The organism is Gemmatimonas sp., assembly GCF_044345575.1.
In the GTDB taxonomy this organism is placed as follows: domain Bacteria; phylum Gemmatimonadota; class Gemmatimonadetes; order Gemmatimonadales; family Gemmatimonadaceae; genus Gemmatimonas.
The window spans coordinates 1-3231 of the sequence record NZ_JBIJAW010000367.1 but is presented as its reverse complement, the minus strand read 5'-3'; the positions used below and the strand labels follow the sequence as shown (position 1 = coordinate 3231).

General features: G+C 70.1%; 3 protein-coding genes. All 3 read left to right on the top strand.

Features of this window, described 5'->3' with window-relative positions; genetic code table 11:
- The coding region (locus tag ACIQ6O_RS15240; RefSeq protein ID WP_396208631.1) for an ATP-binding cassette domain-containing protein at positions 1-1078 on the top strand (1078 nt) is incomplete at its 5' end.
- On the top strand, positions 1075-2109 hold the full coding sequence (locus ACIQ6O_RS15235) for an ABC transporter permease (protein ID WP_396208630.1): 1035 nt from the start codon (positions 1075-1077) through the stop codon (positions 2107-2109). The genes ACIQ6O_RS15240 and ACIQ6O_RS15235, both read left to right, overlap by 4 nt.
- Positions 2106-3053, top strand: a complete 948-nt coding sequence (locus ACIQ6O_RS15230) for an ABC transporter permease (protein ID WP_396208629.1) — start codon at positions 2106-2108, stop codon at positions 3051-3053. Before ACIQ6O_RS15235 ends, ACIQ6O_RS15230 begins: the two co-directional genes overlap by 4 nt.
- Positions 3054-3231: the final 178 nt, after the last annotated feature.

Here is a 3231-nt window from a genome sequence, read left to right as displayed (position 1 = left end):
CGTGGGCGCGCAGCAGCGATGCGAAATCGTGAAGGCGCTCGCGCGCGATGTGCAGCTGCTCATTCTCGATGAGCCCACGGCCGTCCTGGCGCCGAGCGAGGCGGCAGAGCTGCTCGCCTGGATGCGTCGCTTCGCCGATGCCGGCAACGCGGTGGTGCTCATCACGCACAAGCTGCGCGATGCACTGGCCGTCGCCGACGACGTGACCGTGCTGCAGCGCGGTCGCACGGTGTATACGGCGCGCGCGAGGGAGACGACGGAAGCGGTGTTGGCGGAGGCGATGATCGGGGGCGCCACAACCGAGACGGCGCCAGCTGAACGGCGCACCGGGGACGGCGCGAGCGGGGACGGCGCGAGCGGCGCATCGCTAGCTGGGCACGGCGCCACCGCCTCGCCTATCGTGCTCGCGCTCAATCACGTCTCCTGGCGCGATGCGCGCGGAGTAGAGCGGGTGCGCGAGGCGTCGCTCGTGGTGCGCGCGGGAGAAATCGTAGGCATCGCGGCGGTGGAGGGGTCGGGGCAGCACGAGTTGCTGCGCCTGCTCGCGGGGCGCTACGACGCCGCGAACGGTCGTGTGCAGCGCCCGGGCCGCGTGGGGTTCGTGCCGGAAGACCGGCATCGCGATGCGTTGCTGCTCGATGCGCCGCTCTACGAGAACACCGCGTTGCGCGGCGCAGGTGAACGGCGTGGCCGCATGTCGTGGGGAGCGCTCCGCGAGAGTACCGCGAAGCTGCTCACGCAATTCGACGTGCGGGCACCGGGCCCCGTCGCCGTGGCGCGCACTCTCTCCGGCGGTAACCAGCAGAAGTTCGTGTTGGGACGTGAACTCGCCGACCAGCCGCAGGCGCTGGTGGTGGAGAATCCGTCGCGTGGGCTCGACTTCAAGGCCACGGCAGCCGTGCAGCAGGCGCTGCGCGACGCGCGAGACAACGGCACAGCCGTGGTGGTGTACAGCAGCGATCTCGACGAAGTGCTCCTGCTCGCCGACCGCGTGTACGTGATGCACACGGGTACCGTGCGCGAAGTGCACGGCGACCGCGAGGATGTGGGGCGGGCGATGCTGGGGGGCGCCTCGTGAAACGCGCGGTCGCTCAATTGCTCGCGGTGCTTTCGTCGGCGTTCGTCTTGCTGGCGCTGCTCCTGCTGGCCACCGGTCACGATGTGGGGCAGGCGCTCGCGGCGCTGGTGCGCGGGGCGTTCGGGTCGTACTACGCCATCACGTCGGCGACCATCGTACGCATGGTGCCGCTGGGCTTTGCGGGGCTGGCGGTGTCACTCGCATTCCGCGCCGGCATTCTGAACATCGGCGCCGAAGGGCAGCTGCTTGTTGGCGCGGCCGCCGCCACGGCGTTGGCGGTTCCACTCGCCGGTGCCTCGCCGCTCGTGGCGATTCCCATGTTGCTCGGTGCCGGCGCGTGTGCCGGTGCCGGGTGGGCAGCGATGGCGGCACTGCTGCGGCTGCGCTTCGGGGTGCTCGAAGTAATCAGCACCATCATGCTCAATTTCGTGGCGCAGTATCTCACCGGCTGGCTCGTGCGCGGTCCGTTGCAGGAACCCACCAAGGTGAATCCGCAGTCGGCGTCGCTGGCCGAGTCGCTGCATCTGCCGGTGTTGCTGGACGGCACACGGCTACATGCGGGTGTCGTGCTCCTCATCGCCGTCGCCATTGGCGCGTGGTGGTGGCTCACGCAAACCGCGAGCGGCTTCCGCCTCCGCGCCGTGGGCATGAACCCCGATGCGGCGCGCAGCGCTGGTGAAGTCGCCGTCGCCCGCACGGTGTTCGGGGCATTCGTGCTGAGCGGCCTCCTGGCCGGACTCGGTGGCGCGGTGGAATACACGGGCATCACGTACGCGCTCTACGAAAACTTTTCGCCGGGTTACGGCTATACGGCAATCGCCGTAGCGCTGCTCGCACGATTGCATCCGGTGGGCGTGTTGGGCACGGCGCTGGTCTTCGGCGCGCTCGAAGCCGGGGCGAACGCCATGCAGCGCGATGCCGGTGTGCCCAGCGTGGTGGTGAGTGTGGTGGAAGCGCTGCTGATTCTGCTCATCGTGGCGGCCGATCGCTGGTCGGGACGGCTCACCACGCGCGATGAGGCCACCACATGAGCGGGAGCATGCTGGCGCTGCTGCAGGACGCCGGGGCGCTCGCGATCGGCGCCGGTTTCCTCGAGAGCACGGTGCGCACCGCCACACCGCTCGCCTTCGCCGCCCTCGGCGAGTGCATCAGCGAACGTGCCGGGGTGATCAACATCGGCCTCGAGGGCTCCATCATCGCCGGCGCCCTCGGCGCGACCGTAGCCGCCAGCGTGTTGGGGGTAGGCGGCGGCTTTGCCGTGGGCGCGCTCGCCGGTTTACTGGTGGCGGCGATCTTCGCCCTGTTCACGGTGTGGCTGCGCGCCGATCAGATCATCACCGGTACGGCGATCACCATGTTCGCCCTCGGGCTGACCGGCACCCTGTATCGCACGATTTTCGGCGCGGCCGGCGTGGCGCTCGATACCCCCACGGCGGGCGTGTGGCGCATCCCGGGGTTGGCGGACATTCCGTTGGTGGGATCCGCGCTGTTCGCCCAGCCTCCCACCACCTACGCCGTGATGCTCCTCGCGCCGCTGCTCGCGTGGTGGATGCAGCGCACGCACCGCGGACTCGCACTGCGCGCCGTTGGCGAGTACCCCGATGCCGCCATCGCCGCAGGGATCGCGCCGCGCTGGTACCAGCTGCTGGCCGTGCTCTTTGCCGGCGCCATGGCCGGCCTCGCCGGCGCCACGCTCGTATTGGCCCAGGCCGGCACCTTCGTGGAAGGGATGAGTGCCGGCCGCGGCTTCATCGCCATCGCCATCGTGGTCCTCGGCCGATGGCGCCCGCTCGGGGTCGCGGCCGCCGCGCTGCTCTTCGGTGCCGCCAATTCGCTGCAGGTGCTGTTTCAGAGCATGGGGTGGAGCGGCGTGCCCTACCAGCTCTTCCTGGCGCTGCCGTACGTGCTCACGCTGCTGGTGCTGGCGGGCGCGGGCGGGCGCGCGGCGGCGCCAGCAGCCCTGGGGAAGCGGTGAGGGAGCGCGGTAAGCTGGCGGAGTGAGTGTCGAGAAATGAGCGGGAGAGTTGAGGCCACGCCGCGCAGCGACGCCGTGGTGCCTCACGTATTCTTGAGGTTCGCGGTTGCCCCCACCTCTCACCCGCTTCTCGCATGCACTACATCCGCCCGTTCACCCCGGCGCTGGCGCTGGCGCT